The sequence below is a fragment of the Paenibacillus sp. JNUCC 34 genome, assembly GCF_058269055.1.
Window position 1 is genome coordinate 3091672 of sequence record NZ_CM177770.1, and the last position, 20954, is coordinate 3112625.

Consider the following 20954-nt stretch of genomic DNA (forward strand, 5'->3'; position numbering starts at 1 on the left):
TTAATGATTGTCGGTTTAGTATGGAAAAAGTCAAGACACAACATACATCACGTTCATTGTCTGTAATGGCTTTCAAGGATCCCGAGGGAGTTGTATATTGATAAGGAAGAATACAACTTCTGGAAGCGTGGGGAGAAGCGCTTTGGGGATATTGGGATGCATGGGGGTATTTTGTTCTAGGACTATTCAACCCCGTACTACCAGGTGCAGAAATAGTTATATAGTGGTGTGAAGTAATGGCCCAAATGAAACTTGGTTCCATTTGGGCTACCAAATTACTTTGATCAGAAAGGATGAACAATATGTCAGAAGAGCTAATAGTAGATGAGTCTCGATTTACACAACTCGCATCTATAGAACCGCAATATGACAGTTTGAGGATAAGCAATCCATCGGAAATACAAGTAGATGGTGAGGCTTTGATTGAGCATCTGAAACGGATGAAAGGCATTGATAAATTTGAAAAACTGATAATCGACTATAATTCTTCTTTAAAAAATCTTAGTATAGTAAGCGCATTTACTAATCTGAAGATTTTGTATATATATGGACAACATATTCAATCATTTGATGGGATTGAATCGTTTACTAAAGGTGAATATATTAAAATTAAAACCCACTCGAATCGTCGCAGAGATATCTCTCAGCTTTCTAATACAACAGTAACTGGCATTGATCTTTATGTAGAGCGAAAAGAGGATTTACTGGCTATTGCTGGGTTCAAATATCTTAAAACAATAGACATCTATCGCTCGATGGAGCCTGATTTAGAGGAATGGAAAGACGTTCATTTTGAAAATTTGTCATTTAAGAAATGCAAATTTAAAGAATTAGGAAATACAGCAGCAATATCAGGTTTAACTACTATAAATGTATTAGGTTGTCGTAGTCTAGAACGTTTTACAGGGAATAACCGGAGGATTAAAAGGCTGGTTGTAGATGACTGCAAAAAGCTGGATTTACGTACGTTAAAGACTTTTGAGGGAATAGAGACCTTAATAGTAAACAGCTGCCCGAATGAAATGAATCTAACAGAGATCGGCGGGCTAAAGAATGTTAAGCATATTGATTTTATTTTATGCGGAGTCCAGGTTGATCTAATTCATCTAAAGGAGTACTTTCCTAATTTAGAATCACTGCATATCTCACAGATGAAAAAAGACTATGGAATGCAATTGAAGGAACTAAATCCTGATGTGGAGATTTCAAGTAGATCTTTTAGGCTTGTGTAGCAAATGGACGGAGATTGGAAAAGGTCCCCGTCCATTTTTTCTCTACAGAGTCGCTTTATAAACAAGTGGACAATAGGTAATATGTGTCAAGCCACAGAACGATGTGAGTGGAGCTTAGAGAGAAAATATCTATTGACCCTGTACTTAAGTACAGGGTTTATACTACAGGTGAGGTGAAGCAAATGCAGTTTTGTATCGGAGAACTTGCTGATAGGTGTAACGTTAACAAAGAAACCATTAGGTATTATGAACGAATCGGTCTAATTGCAGAACATTCACGTACCGATTCAGGCTACCGAATTTATTCAGAGCAAACAGCTAACCGTATAAGTTTCATTAAACGTATGCAGGAATTGGGATTCGCTTTAAACGAAATCAACAAATTGTTAGGTGTTGTTGATCGAGATGAAGTAAAGTGCCGCGATATGTATGATTTCACTGTTCTAAAGATAGAGTATATCCAACGTAAAATTGAAGATCTCCAAAGAATTGAACGAATGCTTGTGGATCTTAAAGAAAGATGCCCCGAAAACAAAGATATTTACGAATGCCCTATTATTGAAACAGTGATGAAATAAAAAATTGAATAAGGAGTGATCAAAATGGATAGTTGTTGCCAAACATCCACTGAGAAGCCAACAACACCTTCTCAATGCCCCACTTGTCATCAAAAGGGTAAAAGTATTCAATTGATTACACTCAAGGCTATGCTTCAACCAACCGTATTAGAAACTATCCACCCTGAATTGAATTACTCTTTTTGCACTAATTCGTCTTGTGAAGTAGTATATTTTAGTGATGTGCAGACCTTTGGCAAAGATACGCTAAAAGTCTCGATATTCCAAAAAGACGAATCAATGGATGTGCCTGTTTGCTATTGCTTTGGATGGACAAGAGAACGTTTAATTCAAGCAGTTAAAGACAATAAGCAACCGATTGACCATATACGAGAACAAGTTCAAGCTAATCGGTGTGGCTGTGAGGTTAATAACCCCCAAGGAGCCTGTTGTTTGGGTAATGTTACTAAATTCGTTCGGAGCCTTGACAAGAGTTAGTCTCTTGTCAGCAATTCTTACGATTATAATTTAACGCAGCTGTCTAATGACACAAAGTTACCTACATATTAAATGAAGAAAGCCTGATGAATCAGGCTTTTTGTTATTTATGCTAAGGATCCGTTAAATCGCATTTTTTGTTAGTTTACACTTCACTTTCTATTGCATAAATGAGATATTATTTCAAGGCTATTACGTAAATAGTAAGACCGTATCCCCGGCGAAATTCGATTTAGCCGTATGTGGCTGATACCCAAAGGTGCGAAAAAGCCCCTGAATGGCAGACTTAAAGGAGTTAAAACATTGGAGGACGCAGATGATAAGAATAGCAATATGTGATGATAATATAAATCTGACAAATTCTACTGAAAATGATATAAGCAATATTGGTAACGAAAAACTTTCATGTGATGTATTTCTTAGTGGTGTTGAGTTGATAAAGTATCTGGAATCCAATCAAGAACCTTTTAACATATATTTAATGGATATTGAAATGCCTTTACAGAACGGAATTGAAACTGCTGCCTACATTCGTAAAGCAGACAGAAATGCTCTTATTATCTTTATTACCAGTCACAAGGAGTATGTTTACGAGGTTTTTGAGGTACTACCATTCCGATTTTTGTGCAAGCCGGTACAGTTTGATTCTTTGAAAGCTGTATTGCAGGATGCAATCGAGCATATCCACAACGAAAATAAGATTTTCTTTTTTCAGATTGGGCATGAAAATAGACAATTACCTTATAGGGAAATTGTCTATTTCGAGGGAGCCGGGCGAAAGGTGCGTGTCCACAACACAAATGGTATTGCGGAATACTATGGGCAAATTTCAAAAGTCATGTCTATATTGGATATTAACTTGTTTACTCAAATCCACGCTTCCTATATTGTGAACATGGCATATATCCGCGCAATCCGACAAGACGAAATTGAACTTGCAGAAGGTGTAAAGCTACCGATAAGTCGGAAATATCAAGTTTCATTAAAACACGCGCATGTTTCTTTTCTGAAACGGCGGGGAGGTTTGCAATGAATATTTTTCCGTCTGTTGATTTTGTATATTTATTTTTGTTGCAGTCCGCGTTCGGGCTTGTAGATATGACATTGTTTACCCTCGTGTATGAACGTATATATGGCCGGCCTGTTATCAACAGAGGTAAAGTATATGCTTTGGCACTTGTCTTAGGAGCAATAACTGCCATCGTTTGGCGATTGTTGCTGGAGTATTACCACCCAACTTCTACGCCGGTAGCGACGGTTATTAGCAGCCTCCTGCTGCTGCCTCTTTATCGTAAATCGAACTGGCTCAAAAAGATCCTGTTCAGTATTGTACTGTTTGCAGTGGCCTGTTTTTGGATATCGGCTTACGATATGTTTGTCACTCCAATGGCTCATAAAAACTATTGGCTTATAGAGGCCTTGTATCATGTAGGTTTCTGGATGATTCTTGCGACAACGGGTTACATTGGCCGTAAAAGACGGCAAGCAGTTCCGCTCTCTATGTGGGCACTTCTTGCGGCTATATCGGCTATTAGTATTTTGGTATACATTGGGTTGTTCTATCACATTATGAGCCGTGAGGGGCCTTATGCCTACATGATTGAAATTATGGTCCTGCTGGCTTTACTGTTTATTAACATTTCGCTATTTGTGTTGTTCGACCGCTTTGCCGCTTTTACCGAGGCTGACCGGGAACGATATTTACTGGAGCAGCAATTACAACTGCAAAACAAGCATTATCAGCAATTAGAACGGCTTCATGGAGAAATACGTACCCTACATCACGATATGCGGAACCATCTGAATACCGCGGCAACGCTTGCTCTGCAAGGAGAGCAGGAAACTCTGGAACAATATTTGCGAGAGGTATCTTGCCGAATAGGTATCTATGAGCAATCGGTATTAACGGGTAACCCGGCTTTGGACGCTATTCTTAATATGAAAATTATGGAACTCAAGCAGTCGGGGATCGTCGTGAAAACAGATATACATATACCCCCAAATTTGAACATTACGTTTGAGCAGGTATCTACGATTTTCGGTAATTTATTGGATAACGTACAAGAGGCTTGTGAAGTTCTACCGGAACAAGAACGTTGGGCGCGTATTACTTTATTTTTTATAAACTGGTCATTGGTTATTAGCATTGTAAATGCAGCATCAAGAGAAGTAAGCGAATGGGAGGGCTCTTTACCAGCAACAAGCAAGCCAAACCGAATAAACCACGGATTGGGGCTAAAAAGTGTACAACAAAAAGTTGAGTTAAGCGGGTCACTTCATATAGAAAGCAAACCGGATTCTTTTTCAGTAGAAATTGTCCTATATGGCCTATAAACCAATTTTAACGAATATAATGTTCAATTTTGACATGTTCAAAAAGTCCTCTTTGTGTTGCGCTATAATGTTTGAAAAAACACGCGATACTAGGAGGATTTTTTATGAAAAAATTTATAATATTGTTCATAGCAATAACATTGGTCGGCTGTAGTGAAGTCATATCTTTTGAGGCTTCCACAAATGACGATACCACTGATAGTTTGCAACGATTTTCATGTATAAAGATATATTCTGCGGCAAATCAAACATTAATTAACACTATTGAAGATGAAGATATCTTAATTAAATTTAATCAGAATACTGCTTTTGCAGAACAGTGGACTAATACAGATACTGATGACTATATAGACCAGCAAGAGAAAATTCGGCAAATGTTGGAGGATTACGAACCGCAATACATAATCACATCTTTCAAAACACCAGCGGCGATTGTTAACGATGGGAACCTAGAACAAATATCAAATATTACCATTTACAAAGATACGAATATGATTAAGATGCAGATATCGCCTGATACAATAAAAGGTTTTAGAGTTCCGTCCGAATATTTAACCGACTATTTTGAGATTACCGACGAGGTTAGGGATTTCCTTATTTCTTTAACCAGGAGTGGGGAATCACCAGCAACGAGTTCAAATTAAGTTTCTACCTCTGGAAAAGAACAAGACCAAGCACATTATCATATTACATGAAAGGACGGGCAGGATAGCCCTGTCATCTACATCAGAGTGAGCACTGAGGAGCAAGCATTGCAGGGGTACAGCCATGAAGCTCAAGTCGAAGTGTTAAGGCAAGATGTCGGCAGGAATCCAGAAAGTTTCCAGCAACGATGACGTACATCGGAGCTTCCGATGTGACGCCGTAAACGTTTGTCAATTCCACTGTCGATTCACCGACTGGAGTGCCCCGCGTCGTCTACGACATCACGAGCAAGCCGCCAGCGACGATCGAATGGGAGTAATGAAAGAAACTCCGAAAACCCACTACATTCAAGGGTTTTCGGAGTTCTTTTTTTAGAGTCAACCCTGCACAGGGCTGGTCTTTATTTCATAGATTTTTTGGAGCGTAAGGACATGCTTCGTCTTCTCGTCATCGTCCTCTGTGTGGAGATACCACTCCACAAGCCTGTACCCGAATACGAGAAGGATCAGCTCGTAGACGCAGTGATCGGCGATAGGGGATACATCCGCATACTCAGAAAAGCCTTTGTAATACGCGGGGACACATCGCTGGTAGTATTCGACCATGTGATCGATATCCGCTTCATCCGCAATCAGGCTTGCGAGATCCTCGCCCAGGTAGCCCCATCCGGATGTATCCCAGTCGATGAGCGCGATTTTCCCGTCGGCATAGATCAGGTTGGTCACCCAGAAGTCCCGATGGCATAGCACGAGGGGCAATTTTTCGATGCGGGCGAGTATCTCGTCTGCGTGCTCATCGATGTCAATGAGCATTTGCCGCACGTGCTGCGGGAATTCGCAGTCCTCCGAGCGTATATAATCGTAGACGACCGGCCATGACCGGTAATGCAGATACGTATTCTTCATGAGATCCGCATGGCTCAGGTTGGTCAGGCTCTGCAGCACAGCGGGCTGCTCCACATACAGCTTGCCTTGATAGCGTCCTAACTCCAGCGCGGCCTGTTCATACATGTCACCGGTCAAGTCTAAACCGGTTACGCCATCGATAAATTCCAGCCACAGCTGAAATTTATCTTCTTCGGCATTGATCTCGGCGTGATAACATGTCGGCCAGCGGAAGGCATCCGAGAACGTCGCTCCCAAGTCAGACGCATAGAGATCATATTCCCGGCGCCATGAACCCGGATCGCCGTAACGCTCCCATTTCTTCTGGATTTTCAGCACGATACGGTACGGCAATTTTTCGCCATCCGCGGTTTCAGCGATCCCCGTTACCAGGGACACATTTCCCACAGTTCCGCCCTGTAACGGCATGGTTTGGCAGTCGGCCGAGATAATATCCTTCTTGAACCGTCGGCTTAAAGCATAGATCAGCGTTTCGAATTTAATATTCATTTCTTCCATCCTCCGTTTTTCTTCGTTTGCTTGCTCCACATGGTGATCGTTTTGTTTCGAGCCCTCTTGTCGATGAGGTAGCTCGTTTTATCCTGGACATACTTGTTCTCATGATGCTGGGCAACATAATGCTCCCACCGTTCACGCGGCAACGAACCGTCGGCAAGTGCGGCGAGAACGGCACAGCCCGGCTCGGCCTGATGGCGGCAATCCGTAAATCGGCATTGCGGGAACCATTCCTCCACATCGGTAAAGCTTGCGCGTATGCCTTCGTCGGCATCAAAAAGCCCAAGCTCACGCATACCCGGCGTATCGATGACCATCGTACCGGAGGGGAGCATGAACAGCTGACGGTGCGTTGTCGTATGCCGCCCCCGGCTGTCGACCTCCCGTATCGCCTGAACCTTCATTACGTCCTGTTCTATCAACGCATTTAGCAGAGACGATTTACCGACGCCCGACATGCCGAGAAAGACGACTGTTTTACCAGGCATCAAGTAGGGATCGAGTTCGTTCAGCCCCAGGCCTGTATGACTGCAGATCGCGTGAACCGGCACATCAGGGATGCTTTGTGTGACTTCTGCGAGCAGGAGATTATAATCTGGGGCGAGATCAGCCTTGGTTAGAATGACGACCGGCTGGCCGCCGCTCTGCCTGGCTTGTGTCAGGTACCGCATGATGCGGGTAACGTTGAAATCCCAATTCAGAGAAGAAAGGATAAACACATAGTCAAAGTTGGTTGCAACGACCTGTTCCCGCACGGTTTTGGCATAGCCTGCGGCATGCCCTGAGTAATCCGCGCGTGAGAACTTGGAGCGGCGGGGCAGTACCGTAACGATGAGAGAATCTCCGCTCTCGTTGTAGTGCAGCAAGACAAAATCACCGACGCACGGAAAATCTACGCGCGTTTCCGCGCTGTGATAGAACGCTCCTTTGAGCACCGCCGTTACTTCGCCGCGCTCGGTCATGACCGTGAAGCGCTCGCGCCGAAGCTCCGTCACCCTGCCGGGCAATAATCCGCCTTGAATTGCTTCTATCTCTGTGTAGCCATAGGTTTTCAAATCCATCATAGTTTTTTTGTTAGCTCCTTTAATGTTGTTTTTTGGACGCAAAAATGCCACGGACAAGCAGCCTCTAAAGAAGCTGCTGTCGCGCGGCATCAGGACGCAAAAAAGATACGACCTTCATCGTATCCTGCAAACAGCAATATTCACGAAAGGTTACTTTGGATGGCATACCAAATAATACGGGTGTTTTCCCGTTTTTTTCGCGTATGCCTGCTATTCAGTTTTAAGACCAAACCACCATATAAGTAGTTGCCATTAAAAAACATCTCCCTTCGTGTTAGGAACTTGCTTATCGCTAAGCTGTCTATAAAATAACCTATTTTGGAAAATAAATCAACCTAATAGCGCAGATTGTGTCAGTCAGCTCCATCGAGTCTGCCGTTGATACTTGTGATACGGTTCACCGTGAATTATCCTACAATTTATTGCATAGATTAACTTATTTACAGTTCTCTCGATGCTCCAATAACCCATCTTTAATCGTAGTGGAGCGCGAAAGAAAGTACCTGCTGGTGCTGAGTCAATAATTCTTTGGGATGGTATATCAGAGATCGGCTAAATTTGCAGAAATCGACAAAAAACTCATTGAATACTCGTAATTAATCATACAACTAACGGGAAACTATAGTTCAACACTGAGAGGGGCTGTCGCTAGGCAGCCTTTCGTTACGCTAACGGGCAGGTGATGATAGAATAAAGGGAATCACGATAACAGGAGGACTGACATGTTGCCTTTTCCAGCTGAAACTAGTCGCAAAGAAAAATTGGATTTTATAAATGAGATAAAGAACAAGTTACTAGAAAAATACGACGAGGACATTGAGGCAATTGGTATCTATGGTTCAGTTGCTCAAGAAAAAGAGGGGCCTTATTCAGATATAGAATTGCACATAATTAGTAGAGATGGAGCGAGTATACCTAGCCGTGAATTAATTTTTCATCCGTTTAAATTAGAGATTTCTACAAAGCAGAAATCAGAATGGTTAGATCAAGCAAGCGCGGTGGACGATGGATGGGCGATTAAAATGGGTAGTTTCATACATATTACCTCCTTGTATGATCCAAATGGCATATTTAATAAGGCGAAAGAGGTTGCACTCTCAGTACCCGAAGAAGTATTTAGAGAAGTAATAGCAGAATTTATGGTTTGGGAGCCGTACGAAACTATGGGCAAGATTCGAAATACCCGAATTTCCAATAACCTCTCTTATCTGCCCCGTGCAGTTTTTGATTTCACATGGCAAATTGCTAAATTGATTGGATTGTTGAATAAACAATATTACACTAGTAGATCCGTGACTCTGGAAGAATCCATAGAAAAACCAATCAAGCCAGAAGGATATGTTGAGTTAGCAAAAAAAGTAATAAATGGTGAGCTGTCTGACAAGGAAGAGCTTTATCTACTATGTGAAAACTTGTGGTTTGGTTTGAATAATTTGCTTGAAGAACTAGGAATTGAATACCGAAGCGATATTTTAGAACTGTGAAAGTCTATTATAAAAATTACCTAAAGCATTGAAATAACGGGAAACGATAGGGATCCAGCCAACATTTTAACGTTAACTTAGCTAGTCAGAAAGGGCGACTTTACAGTATTCAATGTAGAGTTGCCCATTCTTTTTATTTCATCAAATACTAGATATTACATCCACGGATATGTAAACAGAAAGGAGAAGGGGATGATGTATTTAGGCTACCGTTTCATAGAAAAGGGCGGTCGTTACTACCGGGGCGATCCGTTGGCTACCGTAGAGGTCATTCACGCCTATGTCCAAGAACATAAACGAAGCTTTCCAGAAATCCTGATTACGGATAATACAAGCTCTGATCTCTTGGTACATGTGTTAGATGGCCGTATCGAGTTCCCCAAGCAATGGGCGCTGATGGAGATTCAAAGGGAAAACTTAGTTTGGGCTTGCTGAAACGGTGCGCGATTGTGGAACACTATAAATAGAAAATGATCAAACTTTTTATAAAAAATAATTTTTGAGGTTAATATATCCTGTATTGTAAATATATGCTATAATTAATTGACCGGTGCTTAATTTTTACAAATAATCCAGAATGTAATCTTTGAAATCTTTGGGGTGAATCAAATGAATGATCAGATTTCCATAATAAGGACTGCATTGGAAAATTATCTTAGAGATTCGGATATATCACTTTCAAATTTTGCAATGATTTCTGGGGTTAATTCAGGGTCACTTAGCCGAATTTTGCATGGTACTAAACCGATGTCGATGAGAGAGCTAGATAATATCACAGCCGCTATGGGGCAGCCCGAGGGCTATTTCTTCAGGGAATATGTTGAAGTGTGCTTTTATCAATCTAAAGTGACTTGGCGTAGAGTCAGACCATTTATTTATCGTTGTGCTGAGTTGAACAAGATAGACTGCATTGATAAGATAGTCAGTAAAATTCTTGAGGATCTTACCTACGTTCCAATGTTGTTTGATGTGGCAGAAGATCTATTCGTTAAGAAAAACTTCCTAGCAGCTAACGTCATATATAGAGGAATCAGTGAGAGTGAGAAATACCAACACTCAGAGAGGTTGGCTCTTTGTCAGTATCGATTATTTCATATTTCGCTGGGTGAGGATTTGGACTCCAACTATAGAGCAGCAACATTGTTTGAGGGTTATGTAGATCGTCTGGAAGTAATTGATCGCTTAGGAGCAATTGTAAAATTAGCTCATGTTTTTGGGGCACTAGGACGATGGAACAAAGTCGATGCGCTCGCGCAAGAGTTATATCGGATCGCACAACTTCAATATGAGCTGAAGCTAGAGAATAATCACAAGCAACAAAATAATAGCCGGCCAACGTATTATTACATTCTATATTCTCATCTGATGAGAGCCGCAGTATGTGAAGAATATGGACAATACGATCAAGCTCTGTTACATACATCGTTATATGCGGATACGAGTTGGATTCGGGAGAACACCAAAGAGTCTGCAACGATAATCAAGCAATTCAAGGAATGGGCACATGTAAACGTACTTCTCTACCGTTTACAATCAGGAGAGTTACATGTATTACCTGAATATATTGAGCAGATTGCGACAAAAGAAGAAGAGTTACCCGTAGCACTCTATAAGATTCTTAATGTGGCAAACCGATACACTACTAATATTGATGATGTTTTGTCTCGATTTTCTTCATATATTTCTTACAGAACAATCCCAGGGTATAGTGAATCTGTCCTGCTAGAACAGCATGCTAAATTATTGATAGAATTAGGAGTATATTATCTGCGAAATAAACCAGAGATGGGCATAGAAACTATACTACAAGGATTGGGATTCTCTGTTAAGATCAATAACGATAAGAATATAATCAAATGTATGACTATTTTTGAAGAGTATAGAGGATTGTCAACATCAGAGGAAGAAAACAAATATAAATATATAGTGAATGAGGTGAAGAAACTTCATGAAAAAAACAATAACCACTCTGCTTGTAGTGTGTAGTCTGAGTCTTACCTTCTTTCAAGTCGAAGGACCGAATGCAGTAAATAATCCATATCCTGAAATTACGGCTTTAACACATGGCTGGGGATCTGGAGATACTTAATTCATTCCAGATAATCCGGTCAAACGGATTAAAAAACCACCAGCTGCCAGGCGAACACCTAAATGGCCGTCGCGGAACGAACAGAACGTGCATTTTTACGAGAGCTGGGATGCATGTCATCCGCAGTGGCGAACGTTTGTGTTAGAAGACTGATGAATTGTATATGACATAGATAAGCCACCTGGTTCCTTTCCAAGTGGCTTATTTACCTAGCTACATATTTGATTTTTTCGTTTTATTCCTTGGAAAATCAGCATAAACGCCATTAAGAAAAATAAAATATTGACTGAACTTAAAGGCTGTTTTCCTAAAAAATCCTTAATTATAAGATAAGATTGGATAACCAAGATAATTGATGCATATAGAAAATACATATTGGATTTATCTTTAAATTTCCGGCCAAGTAACTTAATTATCAATGTAAATGCAATGGCATAGATGGTGATTATCCCAACAAGGATAAGAGCTAAGATCGATAAGTTCATAAAATCAGCCCCCTTACATTTATTGTTAATTACATTTTATCACATTTGTTGTTTGAAACATAATAATTTTGGTATTTTGAACAGAGTCATTAATTTAAAGGAGTTAACTAGATATTAATGATTCTTGGTACGCTGATGCATAAGGTTTTGATGCTTTTCAATAAAAAGTAAAAAAAGATGGTACTTAGGGAAAGAGACAGGGTTACTCTTAGCCTCGTTTCCAAACGTTCAATCTAGAAAGTACTTCCGAAAAAAACATGAGTCACAGCGTTACTGTTACGGTTTGGTGCAGCTCCACAACGACAAATAGGGCTAGTCACAGGGTTGCTGATTTATTCTCTTAGAAAATGGAACAAAACGTTTCGGAGAATTGAAACGACCAATGGTCCGATATGGTATAAATGTCAAATTGAATAGTTTAGGGACGCTCGAAAATGAGCGTCTTTTTCTGTCGCGGGGACAAGAACATGGTCCTTTTACCAATTAGACATATCTAATTATAATTCGACAGCTATTTCATTAAGCTAACGGGCAGCATTGTTTAAGATCATACTCGGTGAACCGTATCACAAATAAGGGCAAGTTTTTTTGCGGAGTTCCTTGCGGGGCATGGATTTGTATATATGTGTGTAGGTTTCGGGATATGGTAACACTGGAAAGGTACACTGGGCTATCGTATTTTGAGCGCACCATCCTCGTCACATCCCACGGAAGGAAGAGGGCTTCGTGAACGGAGGAGGCTCCCCGAGGCTAGGAAAGAAAAGTGTCAGAAGTGTAGATGCTGGCAGCGAACGCGCTACTGACGGTACTTTCGCTTTGCAGAAAGGGAGAGGATCTAGATCACGATCGTAAAGGGCGAGGGGTACTTGCGTCTGGACAAAGAAAAAGCCCCGTCCACCTTGTCGGTGGACGGGGCTGCGACGACCAGACACTGTCGTAGCGTCTCGTCAAATTCCAGTTCAATGCCTCGAAGCTTTTGGCCTTGCTGAACGGCTATATGCTTCACAATGGTTTGAATTAGGGTCTTCTGTGTTTCGACCGGAGAGGTCTGTAGAAGCCCGTTGAAGTCGCCGAGCACTTTGCGTACAAGTTGAAGCGGGATGGGTTCCGCCCGATTTTCGTCAAGCTGGCGTTCAGCTTCGGACTTTCGGTTTGCAAGTACGTCGTACTTCGACTTCAACTGGTTGATGCGCTCGACCAGCATGTCGTTGTCGATCGCGTCGCTTTCGTAGAGGGTAAAGTACCTCTGCTTCTGGGAGTCTAGCGTTTTCAACTCGCGCTCGATTGCGGCCAGCTCTTTTTGAAGCGGAGCAACGCTCTTGCTCCGCGACTTATTGAGGCTTACGACAATGTCGTCCAGCAATTTTGGCGTTTGTACTACCGCCGCGATCCGTTCGATTACATAGCTTTCGGCGAAGTCTGCTTTGACTGAGTTGGAGTTACAGACGCGACTCCCCTTGTTTCGAAAGTTACTGCAAATGTAGTATCTTCGGACGACTTTTTCCCCGCTTTTCAGCGTGTCATTTACACGATGGGCGACAAGCGTTGCTCCGCACTGGGGGCATCTCATGAGCCCCGTCAGAAGGTAGATGCCGTCGAAATTTCGAGGAGCGGAGACGGCCTTCTTCTTGTAGAACTTCTGAACAGCCTCCCACAATTCCAGGCTAATGATCGGTTCGTGCTCACCTTCAACGACAATGGGATCTTTGTTTGTCCCTTTCCGCCGTTTCTCATTCCAGTTTTCCCGTACATTGTAGCGGATTTTGCCAATGTAGACGGGGTTGTTGATGATCGTTTTGACAGCGACGCTACTGAAGGCGTTCCCCGGCTTGGTCTTGAATCCTTCGGCGTTCAGTTGGTTTGCTATGCTTCGCAAACCTTGTCCGCTCCCGTACATCCTGAAGATTTTCCGTACGAGTTCTGCCTCGATGTGATTGATCTTCAGGATGGAGTCCTTGCCGCGACCGCTTTCCACCTCGACTACGTCGTAACCAAGGACCGTACCGCCACTCCATTTCCCTTTTCTAGCCCTCTGTTTCATGCCCATTTTGACGTTTTCCACGATGGTATTCCGCTGGAATTCAGCGATTACACCAAGCATCTGGATGTTGAGTTTGCCGGAGGCTGTCTCGGTATCGAAGTCTTTCTCCGAGTAGCTGCGGAACTTGACGTTGTTGCGATTCAGGTGCTCGACGATTTGGAGCAAGTCAGACATCTTACGACTGATCCTATCCAGTTTCCAAACGAGCACTTCCTGAACCTTTCCTTCCTCTACAGAAGAAAATTTGGCTGAATTCGCCGAATTTCAATGATTTGATTATTTTATTTGCGATCCCTATGATCCGGCAAGATTGCCTATCGATTAGGCATCAATTCTATATGCTAATTAATAATATCTATTTGTAATTTGGGGCTTTTCGAAGAAAAAAAGAGCCTGGGCTAGTACCAGGCAGAGGGAGGCTACAACAAAAGCGTCAGTTGCGCCCAAAGCGGCAAAGCGGTACTTTCGCTTTTTTCGCTATTCTTGGTCTGTGATGTCTCCCGGGGTTGTTGAGAGAAAGGGGGCATCGTACTGACAGTGAAAAGGCTCACCCAGTTCTTTCACCCAGCGGACGGCGCTGGCTACGTCTCCGCCTTGAAAGAGAGGGGCATCCCCGAAACTTTCGTCTTCCCAAACGAAATCAGCTTGCTCGTCGACTTCGAGGAAGAAGTCGGAGCCGTCAACGTAGGGGTTCGTCCCTGTTTGAGCGTCAGTGGTTCGAAGGACTACGCGGACGCGGTGAGTCGGCTTTCGACCAGACAGTGGGTATCGGGGATTTTCTCCAAGATGGTCGGAGAACAGCTTCTGCGCGGCAAGCATGACCCACACGTTCGTCCCGTTGCTGTCGGCTGTGACGTTTTCGTTCCGATCGAACGTTTCTTTCAGTTTCTGGAGAATTAGTTCGTTTGTCGTCAGTTTCTTTCCGCTTGGTCTTTCAGCCATTGTTCGACCTCCTCGTCATGCGCTCCGACCTGCGTGAAGAACGTCATCATGTAGTCGTTGTCGTACAGCACCGCGATTTTGTACGCCTGGAGTCCTTCGCCTATGTCGAGCAGTTCGACGTACTCGGGGCAACTACCCAGCAGTCCGCCTCTTTTAGGGCTCAACCCGACATTGCCGAGGTCACGGACGTTGTCTCCAGCTTCAAGAACAACAATGTAGCCATCTCTGCCCAAGCGAAATTCGCCCTTAGCTTTGTCTTCAAGTTCGACCCTTAGTTGGGTTGAAGTAATCTTGGACAAGATCGAGGAGCGCCAGTTGAATTGCTTTGGCGTGGCGAAGCACTTTTAAATCCTGACACGTAACGATGATACGCAAAACCAATACCTCCTTAAGATACAGAAATAGCCCCGTAGAACAGGAGCTCATTGAAATAATATATAATTAAAATTCTGTCACTTTCGGTGTTGCATTTTACCCTTACGTAGTATAGAATAAATTGATGAAAAATTACTGGAAGGAGTGGGAATATGAGGAGGAAACGGAAGGCTTGTGATAAGTCGATTGTTACAATTTCATATTCTCGTTCCATTAAGACACTAAAGCATTCGTTGCTTTAGTGTTTTTTATTTGCGCGGAGGTGTTAATTTGACAAGGTACAAGAGAGTTCTTATTAAACTAAGTGGTGGAGCTGTGGCCGGAAACACGGAATTTGGTTTTGAGCCCGAAAGGTTAGACCATATTGCTAATGAAATTATGTCAGTGGTGGATCTAGGTGTAGAAGTATCATTAGTAATAGGTGGAGGGAATATTTTTCGCGGTAATATGGCGGAAAGCTGGGGAATTGAAAGAGCAGAAGCTGACAACATCGGGACGCTTGCTACTGTTATTAATAGCTTGATGCTTCGAGGAGTTCTTAAAGCCAAAACAGTCAAAGAAGTTCGTGTGATGACAGCAATACCTATTACATCAGTTGCAGAACCATACATCAGACTAAGAGCAGTTCACCATCTAGAAAAGGGCTACATAGTAATTTTTGCAGGCGGAAACGGGCAACCCTACGTTACAACGGATTACCCTTCCGTTCAAAGGGCAATCGAAGTTAATTGTGAAGCATTGTTAGTAGCAAAACAAGGCGTAGATGGTGTTCTCAATGCAGACCCTAAGTTCGACAAAGAAGCAAGGAAGTTCAGGTCACTTCACTACAACGATGTTTTAAAATATAACTTGAAGGTAATGGATCAATCAGCTTTCATCTTAGCTAGAGACTACAATCTGCCAATGCATGTGTTTAATTTTGACAAGCCGGGCTCAATGAAAGAAATTTGCGAGGGGAAAGTTAATGGCACAATAATTAGTGGTGAGTCAATTTTGGAATTGGAATGAGTTGAAGATTATGAGGGAGCATAACAGCGCTCCCTCTTTTTCGTAATACTTGCCGTTACAGACAGCGCGGGGAAAAACCGTACCATAAGTATCGGCAAGTTTTTTCCTAAAAAGGGTTTTGTACGACATCATTCCTCTCCCTGCTGATTTGCCCATTCATCTAATAAATCCATTGCCTTTAGTCGGAGAGGCCATGTTTGCTCCATAATTTCTAACATGTTGCGACTTCTCGGGCTTTTAGGGAACCGAGCGGCAAACCAAGCTTCTCGAGGTAACCGATACAAGGAAGAAATCATTTTACGTTCGGTTCGGTCTAAAGGACGGAGTTCTTCGTACCCTTTTAACAATGAATGAATGAGGATGGGATTAAAGCGAGTCGTGTTCATGAGGGCTGTTGCTACTTCAACATAGATGGATCCTAACTTAATGCGATCCCAATCAATAATGAAAAGCTGTCCGTCACCGGCAATAATGACATTCTGAGAAGTAATATCGCTGTGTATCAATGCGGGACGAATCATTTCCTTCGCAAAAAGGTCTACAATCTCCGGGCTCATTAATTCGGTCCAGGACCGATCAGAAAACTGGTTACAGGATTCTCCGAACCTTTTATACCATCTGCGGATCCATTTATTCGTTTGGTTTGCTTTTGCCATCCGTCTGCGAAAGAGACGATCGTGGTTCTGCCATAATCGAATCTGATTATAAAAGGGACCTTTAATGGGGAAGGAATGCCTGGATGTTGCATGCAAGGAGGCAAGAGCTCGTCCAAGCTTTTCAAAATCCTCTTGATTATCCATGCTTCTCCCATTTATCCATGTGGTTACATAGAAGGGTCTTCCTTGGTTTAAAGTCCACAATTTCCCGGAAATGCTCGCAAGCCATTTAGGCATGGAATTGAAGCCATTATCCATCAAATGCTGTATATAGTCTGCAGTTGTTATTATTTGATCAATTGTACCTGAGCGGAGTAAATTACTCCGGAAGAAGGGCTTCAACGCATAAGTTCCGCTTTCCGTCTGTACTCGGACGATGGCGTTCTTTCGATAAAGAGACGCGATAGAGTCTGAACGCAACGGAATCAGGCCGAAGCAGCGGACAATTTTGCGTATTCGGCTTTTGGTATAGGCATTTACCATAGGCAACATCGCCTCTTTCAAGAGAAAATGTGGAGAATAGTGCTATTTTTCAGGTTATTCATGGAGGGGGGAGCGTGTATGGTCTAGCGCCTAAGAAACCATTAAAAACTTGCCGTTACAGACTGGCCTTCTTGAAAAGTCTTTGGGCAAATACAGGAAATTCGTTGTTCATGCCGGCTTCGCGATCCTGCTCTATGAGAAGCTCCACCGTCACCATGATTTCTATATAAAAATGCGATATCGCGGCAACCGAGGACAGGAAAATAATGCCCTATACTGCTGTTATGAGATAATACAGTATTAGACTTGCCAATAGGAGCGCTGAAATAACGAATCCCTTTAAAGAAGAGAAATACACTTAACATCAAATTTTGGTTATATCGTTTTAGAAGAGTTCACTAGTAAGTCATAAGTCCATCTCCATATAGAGACAGGTAGTAGATTACTGCGGTAACGTGCGGTCATGGTTACAAAATAGCCATTGATATAACAAAAGAAAAGAGCGAGGTTCGCGGTCAGTTTTCCACGAGCGCTCGCTCTTTTTGCTACGCTGTTATCCAATTGAACAGTTTGCAGGCACAATTTGGGCAAACGTGAAGCCGGAAGTGCTGGAATGGTAATTTTTCATCCTTTCAAACCCCGTCTGCCAATTCGACAAGCCTCTGAATGCCTTCTCTCAATAGCTGCTCATTCAGATAGGAATAGCTGAGGCGTATCCATGATTTGTACTCCTTGAGCGGATCGCAAATCGCTCCAGGCACAAAGGTGATTGATTGCTTGATGCATGTACTGAGTAAACGTTCAATCTCCACCGTTTCCGGAAGCTTTACCCATAAGTTGAATCCGCCTGCAGGGGAGTTCCACTGCCAGTCGGTAGCGGACAATTCCTGTTCTACGATATCCTTGCGAACCGAAAGTGCAATGCGAAGCTTCTCCATATGCTGCTGCAGCCGCTCGGAGAAAAAATAATGCAGAAAAATTTTCTGATTCACCAAAGGCGTCCCGCTGTCCGACAACAATTTTGTTTTATTAGGTAGTTCATGATGGAAGGGCGGCACGCAACGATGGCGATGCCGAGGCCGGGAGCGATATATTTGCTGAAGCTGCGAAGATAAATTACCCATCCTGCCGTATCGTAAGCAAAAAGAGGCAGTGGCGGCTCTTCGCCAAAATAAATATCGCGGTAAGGGTCGTCCTCTACTAGCAAACATTGATACCGCTCGGCAAGCTCAACGAGCCTTTTCCTTTGTTCGGCGGGTACGATATAGCCTGTTGGACTTTGAAAGGTGGGGTTTAGATAAAACAGCCGCGGCTTGTAGGCTTGCATCAGCTTCTCAATCTGCTCCAGATCGTAGCCGTACGGGTGGATCTCGACCGGAACGATAACTGCGCCTTGTCTTCTGAAAATATCAATCGCCGTGCTGTAGGTAGGACGCTCTAACATAACGGCATCTCTTGGTTTGACCAGTGCTCTGGCAACCAAATCCATGGCCTCCTGTGATCCGCAAGTGATCAACAATTCGTCCGCAGACAAGTGAAACCGGTGGCAATCGGTAAAGTAACGGCACAACGCATCCCGCAGCTCCTGATCTCCTTGCGCGGTAAAGTAGGTGCCGAGCATTTTGGGATACAAATCGAACACTTGCTTCACATATTCCGAAAAATAGAGATTAGGGAGCAGGTTCGGGTCGAGAAGCGATTTTGACAGTACATATTCGGCTTGTACCTGATGGATTTCAGAAAGATGGCTCTCATGCACATAAGCGGAAATGATCGGATCATGCAGCGAATCCGCAGGAAGACTGCCGTTCAGTCTCACATAATAGCCGGATTTGTCCTTCGCTTCAACGATCCGATTTTCCTTTAGTAGCTGATAGGCTTTATAGACCGTCAGTCGATGTACATTGAATTCCATCGCCAGCGAGCGGATGGAGGGAAGTTTCTCGTGCGGCTTCCATTCTCCGCGACGGATCCGATCCAGAATATAATCATAGATTTGTTCAAACAGTTTGCCTGCATATCCGCTTGAAATAACTGTTTTTTTCATATGTTTTGCCCCCAGGCCGATTAACCCGAAATACGCTCTTGCGCGTGTGTTTCTATTATACAGGAAATTCCTGGCTTCTATTCTGGTCTTATCGATCTGTTCTATTCACCTTCGTTTATGATGAAAAAAAAGGGGGACTGATCAATTCTGCCGGAAAATCCACATAGCTCATGAAAGAAGGTTTTGGGAATGAACAGAAACACTTTATTAGCGGGTATCACCTATTGTTTGATTCCTGTGCTGGCGTGGGGAGGAATGTTTCCCGTCATGCAAGTTGCCTTGAAGGTTCTCGATCCGTTCTATTTCACGACGATTCGCTACATTTGGGCTAGCCTCATTCTTTTGGGAATGCTGATCGTTTTCGAAGGGAAGGACGTTCTCCGATTGGAGGGGCAATCATGGAAGTTACTATTTTTTGGCGCTGTAGGGTTTTCGGGATTCGACTTTCTTACCTTTGTCGGACAACAGCTCAGCGGATCTTCAGGCGCAATCATTGCCTCCGTTATCATGGCGTTAATGCCACTAATGACGACATGCGTAAATTGGGCTGTGCAAAAAAGTAAACCCAAGCTATCTACTTTTATTTCAATTTTCATTGCGCTTTCAGGAGCGCTGCTGGTCATAACGAATGGAGATCCCTCCCTAATCGTACAAACTAAAGAGCACATTGGCGCCAGTCTGCTGATTATGCTCGGTGCTCTATGCTGGGTCATTTATACGATAGGTGGCAGTCAATTTGTAGGCTGGTCTCCGCTTCGCTACACCGCTTTGACAACATGCTTCGGAGCCTTGATGAATATTTTAATCGTGCTGTCGGCAACGGTTTTCGGAGTCTTGACGATGCCAAGCGTGGAGAGGATCGGAAGCGCAGGGGCGGAACTGCTGTATATGATCCTGATCGCAGGCGTACTTGCCGTGTTCACATGGAACGTCGGCAATAAAATTTTGAAGCCGGAGAACGGCATGCTATTTATGAACATCGTCCCTGTTACGACAGTCACGATCAGTGCCCTCCAGGGCGTTAAAGTCGGAAGGTTGCAGTTGGCAGGGATCTTCATCGTGATCATCGCGCTGGTGATTAATAATTTGATTCAGAGACAGAGGAAAGATGCAGGTGAATATGCAAAATGACCATTCTTGATCATTATCGGAATGTGCTGAACGGAGAATTGAAGCAGTCTCCCGTTGAGCGCCTTATGGGACTGAAGCTAATTAGCGTAGAAGAGGGCGAGGCCACGTATGAAATGCAGGCTTCGGAACAACATGCGAATCCGCAAGGTACATGCAACGGCGGCATCATCGGCATTCTTGCCGACATGGCCATGGGAATTGCCTACGGATCTACCTTGCAAAAAGACGAAACCTTCACCACGATCGAGATGAAAGTAAACTTTTTTAGACCTGTGTGGAACGCCAAAATAAAGGCCCATGCTACGCTGTATAAGCGAGGACAAACCATCGGGTTCATCCAATGTAATATTACTGACGAGAACGGCAAACTCATCGCTCATGCCTCAAGCACTTGTATGACATTAAGGGGTGATAAGGCGCAAGGCAGGTAGGCCCGCAGGACATACCCATGAAACGAGCGGCGATGGTTTCAATGACTCGTTG

General features: G+C 43.3%; 20 protein-coding genes and 1 pseudogene. 13 read left to right on the forward strand and 8 right to left on the reverse strand.

The features are described 5' to 3' along the window. The first annotated feature begins 302 nt into the window (after nucleotides 1-302). The 7 genes from AC2TF5_RS14510 to AC2TF5_RS14540 all read left to right on the forward strand — a co-directional run bounded on the left by AC2TF5_RS14510 (nucleotide 303) and on the right by AC2TF5_RS14540 (nucleotide 5585). Nucleotides 303-1232 carry a hypothetical protein gene (locus tag AC2TF5_RS14510; protein WP_491297766.1) on the forward strand — a complete coding sequence of 310 codons (930 nt, stop codon included), beginning with the start codon at nucleotides 303-305 and terminating at the stop codon, nucleotides 1230-1232. 182 nt (nucleotides 1233-1414) lie between these two features. Further along, complete coding sequence (merR, locus tag AC2TF5_RS14515; protein ID WP_491302891.1) at nucleotides 1415-1810, forward strand: mercury resistance transcriptional regulator MerR; 396 nt, start codon at nucleotides 1415-1417, stop codon at nucleotides 1808-1810. A gap of 24 nt (nucleotides 1811-1834) precedes the next feature. Further along, nucleotides 1835-2287, forward strand: a complete 453-nt coding sequence (locus AC2TF5_RS14520; RefSeq protein WP_491297768.1) for a putative iron-sulfur cluster-binding metallochaperone — start codon at nucleotides 1835-1837, stop codon at nucleotides 2285-2287. Nucleotides 2288-2603: 316 nt separating this feature from the next. Beyond that, nucleotides 2604-3320: a LytR/AlgR family response regulator transcription factor gene (locus AC2TF5_RS14525; protein WP_491297770.1), complete on the forward strand. Its 717-nt coding sequence runs from the start codon at nucleotides 2604-2606 to the stop codon at nucleotides 3318-3320. After that, complete coding sequence (locus tag AC2TF5_RS14530) at nucleotides 3317-4621, forward strand: sensor histidine kinase (protein WP_491297771.1); 1305 nt, start codon at nucleotides 3317-3319, stop codon at nucleotides 4619-4621. Before AC2TF5_RS14525 ends, AC2TF5_RS14530 begins: the two co-directional genes overlap by 4 nt. A gap of 104 nt (nucleotides 4622-4725) precedes the next feature. Then, nucleotides 4726-5265: a hypothetical protein gene (locus AC2TF5_RS14535; RefSeq protein ID WP_491297772.1), complete on the forward strand. Its 540-nt coding sequence runs from the start codon at nucleotides 4726-4728 to the stop codon at nucleotides 5263-5265. 260 nt (nucleotides 5266-5525) lie between these two features. After that, on the forward strand, nucleotides 5526-5585 hold the full coding sequence (locus AC2TF5_RS14540; protein WP_082063275.1) for a GMP synthase (glutamine-hydrolyzing): 60 nt from the start codon (nucleotides 5526-5528) through the stop codon (nucleotides 5583-5585). A 58-nt stretch (nucleotides 5586-5643) separates the two neighbouring features. Here AC2TF5_RS14540 and AC2TF5_RS14545 read toward each other — a convergent pair whose 3' ends face one another. After that, entirely contained in the window at nucleotides 5644-6660 is a 1017-nt protein-coding gene (locus AC2TF5_RS14545) for a phosphotransferase family protein (RefSeq protein WP_491297773.1), read from the reverse strand. Beyond that, nucleotides 6657-7730 (reverse strand): ribosome small subunit-dependent GTPase A, encoded by a 1074-nt coding sequence (rsgA, locus tag AC2TF5_RS14550; RefSeq protein ID WP_491297774.1) that lies wholly within the window; start codon nucleotides 7728-7730, stop codon nucleotides 6657-6659. Before rsgA ends, AC2TF5_RS14545 begins: the two co-directional genes overlap by 4 nt. 722 nt (nucleotides 7731-8452) lie before the next feature. Here rsgA and AC2TF5_RS14555 point away from each other — a divergent pair. From AC2TF5_RS14555 to AC2TF5_RS14565, 3 genes are all read left to right on the forward strand, one after another. Beyond that, complete coding sequence (locus tag AC2TF5_RS14555; protein WP_491297775.1) at nucleotides 8453-9214, forward strand: kanamycin nucleotidyltransferase C-terminal domain-containing protein; 762 nt, start codon at nucleotides 8453-8455, stop codon at nucleotides 9212-9214. A gap of 192 nt (nucleotides 9215-9406) precedes the next feature. Then, complete coding sequence (locus AC2TF5_RS14560) at nucleotides 9407-9649, forward strand: hypothetical protein (protein WP_491297776.1); 243 nt, start codon at nucleotides 9407-9409, stop codon at nucleotides 9647-9649. A 174-nt stretch (nucleotides 9650-9823) separates the two neighbouring features. After that, nucleotides 9824-11200 carry a transcriptional regulator gene (locus AC2TF5_RS14565; protein WP_491297777.1) on the forward strand — a complete coding sequence of 459 codons (1377 nt, stop codon included), beginning with the start codon at nucleotides 9824-9826 and terminating at the stop codon, nucleotides 11198-11200. A 312-nt stretch (nucleotides 11201-11512) separates the two neighbouring features. Here the strand turns inward: AC2TF5_RS14565 and AC2TF5_RS14570 are convergent, their stop codons facing one another. The 4 genes from AC2TF5_RS14570 to AC2TF5_RS14585 form a co-directional block, all read right to left on the reverse strand. Next, nucleotides 11513-11788, reverse strand: coding sequence for a hypothetical protein (locus AC2TF5_RS14570; RefSeq protein ID WP_491297778.1), 276 nt, complete (start codon nucleotides 11786-11788; stop codon nucleotides 11513-11515). Between the two features lie 835 nt (nucleotides 11789-12623). Further along, nucleotides 12624-14039: a recombinase family protein gene (locus tag AC2TF5_RS14575; protein ID WP_491297780.1), complete on the reverse strand. Its 1416-nt coding sequence runs from the start codon at nucleotides 14037-14039 to the stop codon at nucleotides 12624-12626. 267 nt (nucleotides 14040-14306) lie between these two features. Continuing rightward, a complete protein-coding gene (locus tag AC2TF5_RS14580) occupies nucleotides 14307-14771 on the reverse strand; it encodes a hypothetical protein (protein WP_491297781.1) in 465 nt (154 codons plus the stop codon). Continuing rightward, entirely contained in the window at nucleotides 14741-15070 is a 330-nt protein-coding gene (locus tag AC2TF5_RS14585) for a hypothetical protein (protein ID WP_491297782.1), read from the reverse strand. The genes AC2TF5_RS14580 and AC2TF5_RS14585 overlap by 31 nt, the downstream gene beginning before the upstream one ends. A gap of 346 nt (nucleotides 15071-15416) precedes the next feature. Between AC2TF5_RS14585 and pyrH the strand changes: the two genes are divergently transcribed. Further along, complete coding sequence (pyrH, locus tag AC2TF5_RS14590) at nucleotides 15417-16154, forward strand: UMP kinase (RefSeq protein WP_491297783.1); 738 nt, start codon at nucleotides 15417-15419, stop codon at nucleotides 16152-16154. A gap of 128 nt (nucleotides 16155-16282) precedes the next feature. On the opposite strand, the gene AC2TF5_RS14595 is transcribed toward pyrH, so the two are convergent. Together AC2TF5_RS14595 and AC2TF5_RS14600 are read right to left on the reverse strand one after the other, a co-directional pair. Then, nucleotides 16283-17293: a phosphotransferase gene (locus AC2TF5_RS14595; protein ID WP_491297784.1), complete on the reverse strand. Its 1011-nt coding sequence runs from the start codon at nucleotides 17291-17293 to the stop codon at nucleotides 16283-16285. A 632-nt stretch (nucleotides 17294-17925) separates the two neighbouring features. Further along, nucleotides 17926-19340 (reverse strand): annotated as a pseudogene (locus AC2TF5_RS14600) (aminotransferase-like domain-containing protein). Nucleotides 19341-19529: 189 nt separating this feature from the next. Between AC2TF5_RS14600 and AC2TF5_RS14605 the strand changes: the two are divergent. Both AC2TF5_RS14605 and AC2TF5_RS14610 read left to right on the forward strand, forming a co-directional pair. Next, on the forward strand, nucleotides 19530-20471 hold the full coding sequence (locus AC2TF5_RS14605; protein ID WP_491297785.1) for a DMT family transporter: 942 nt from the start codon (nucleotides 19530-19532) through the stop codon (nucleotides 20469-20471). Further along, complete coding sequence (locus AC2TF5_RS14610) at nucleotides 20468-20902, forward strand: PaaI family thioesterase (protein ID WP_491297786.1); 435 nt, start codon at nucleotides 20468-20470, stop codon at nucleotides 20900-20902. Before AC2TF5_RS14605 ends, AC2TF5_RS14610 begins: the two co-directional genes overlap by 4 nt. The last annotated feature ends 52 nt before the right edge of the window (nucleotides 20903-20954 follow it).